This window comes from Mesorhizobium sp. M7A.F.Ca.ET.027.03.2.1 (assembly GCF_003999175.1).
GTDB lineage: Bacteria > Pseudomonadota > Alphaproteobacteria > Rhizobiales > Rhizobiaceae > Mesorhizobium.
The window spans coordinates 1-1,905 of the sequence record NZ_RZOM01001143.1 but is presented as its reverse complement, the minus strand read 5'-3'; the positions used below and the strand labels follow the sequence as shown (position 1 = coordinate 1,905).

The window sequence follows — 1,905 nt, the reverse complement described above, 5'->3', positions numbered from 1 at the left end:
GGGTCAAGCTGTTCCCGGCCAATTTGTCCAACCGTGAGGAGGTCAAGGCGCTCGGCCAGAAAGCCGAAGCCGATCTCGAAGGCGTCGACATCCTGGTCAACAACGCCGGCATCACCAAGGACGGCCTGTTCGTGCGCATGTCGGATGCCGACTGGGACAGCGTGCTCGAGGTCAACCTGACCGCCGTGTTCAGGCTGACCCGCGAACTCACCCACCCGATGATGCGCCGCCGCCATGGCCGCATCATCAACATCACCTCGGTGGTCGGCGTCACCGGCAATCCCGGCCAGACCAATTACTGCGCCTCAAAGGCCGGCATGATCGGCTTTTCCAAATCGCTGGCACAGGAGATCGCCACCCGCAACATCACCGTCAACTGCGTCGCCCCGGGCTTCATCGAATCGGCGATGACCGACAAGCTCAACGACAAGCAGAAAGAGGCGATCATGGCGGCGATCCCGACGCGGCGCATGGGCACCAGCGTTGAAGTCGCGTCCGCCGTCGCTTATCTCGCCTCCAACGAAGCCGCCTACGTCACTGGCCAGACCATCCACGTAAATGGCGGCATGGCTATGATTTGACGAGGTTCGGCAGCAACGCCGGCGGGTTGTGAAAAGAGACCATTTCGGCTTGGACCTCAGCTATTTTTCGTGTAATGCGGCCCGCAACCCGGCGGTTCGGGCAAAAACCGGTCCGTAGTCGTTGCGTTTCCGGCAGGACCATCTTTCAGCTTGATTAGCGGCATTCTGCCCGCTAACGAAGACAGACAAACAAAAGACGAGGATGCCCAAATGAGTGACACCGCAGAGCGCGTCAAGAAGATCGTCATCGAGCACCTTGGCGTCGATGCCGACAAAGTGACGGAGCAGGCGAGCTTCATCGATGATCTGGGCGCCGACAGCCTCGACACGGTCGAACTCGTCATGGCGTTCGAAGAAGAATTCGGCGTCGAGATTCCCGACGATGCGGCTGAGACCATCCTGACCGTTGGCGATGCCGTGAAGTACATCGACAAGGCTTCGGCCTGACGCTTTCCGCAGTCATCACCGGGGAGGACCTGCGATGAGGCGTGTCGTCGTCACGGGCCTTGGGTTGCTGTCGCCGTTCGGCATGGGCTTCGAGCACAGCTGGAAGGAACTTCTGACCGGCCGCAGCGCTGCCAAGCGCATCACTGAGTTCGAGGTGGAGGATCTTGCCTGCAAGATCGCCCACGTCATTCCGCGTGGTGACGGCAGCAATGCCACCTTCAATCCCGAGGCCGTGCTCGAGCCCAAGGAACTGCGCAAGATCGGCGACTTCATCCTTTACGGGATTGCCGCCGCCGACGAGGCGCTGAAGGATTCCGGCTGGGAACCCAAGACGCATGAAGAGCGGTGTGCCACCGGTGTCCTGATCGGCTCCGGCATCGGCGGCATCGAGGGCATCGCCGAGAACGCGATGATCCTCAAGGAGCGCGGCCCGCGCCGCATCAGCCCTTTCTTCATCCCGGGCCAGATCATCAATCTCGTCTCCGGGCAGGTTTCGATCCGGCACGGACTGAAAGGCCCGAACCATGCCGTCGTCACGGCCTGTTCGACCGGCGCGCACGCCATTGGCGATGCTGCCCGGTTGATCATGTGGGGCGATGCCGACGTGATGGTCGCCGGTGGCGCCGAAGCGCCGGTGACGCGGCTGTCGATCGCCGGCTTTGCCGCATGCCGGGCACTGTCGACGGAACGCAATGATTCGCCGCAAACGGCGTCGCGACCCTATGATCGCGACCGCGACGGCTTCGTTATGGGCGAGGGCGCCGGCGTTGTCGTGCTCGAGGAGCTCGAACATGCCAGGGCGCGCGGCGCCAAGATCTATGCCGAGGTGACGGGTTACGGTCTCACCGGCGACGCGCATCACATCACCGCGCCCGCG

General features: G+C 62.6%; 3 protein-coding genes. All 3 read left to right on the top strand.

The window, feature by feature from the left end:
* Positions 1 to 581, top strand: a 581-nt coding sequence (gene fabG, locus EN750_RS32205; protein WP_127399099.1) for a 3-oxoacyl-ACP reductase FabG, incomplete at its 5' end; no start/stop codon positions are given.
* A gap of 210 nt (positions 582 to 791) precedes the next feature.
* Positions 792 to 1,028, top strand: a complete 237-nt coding sequence (locus tag EN750_RS32200; protein ID WP_006203723.1) for an acyl carrier protein — start codon at positions 792 to 794, stop codon at positions 1,026 to 1,028.
* A gap of 34 nt (positions 1,029 to 1,062) precedes the next feature.
* Positions 1,063 to 1,905 (top strand): beta-ketoacyl-ACP synthase II (locus tag EN750_RS32195; protein ID WP_127399098.1); only part of this gene is annotated, 843 nt, incomplete at its 3' end.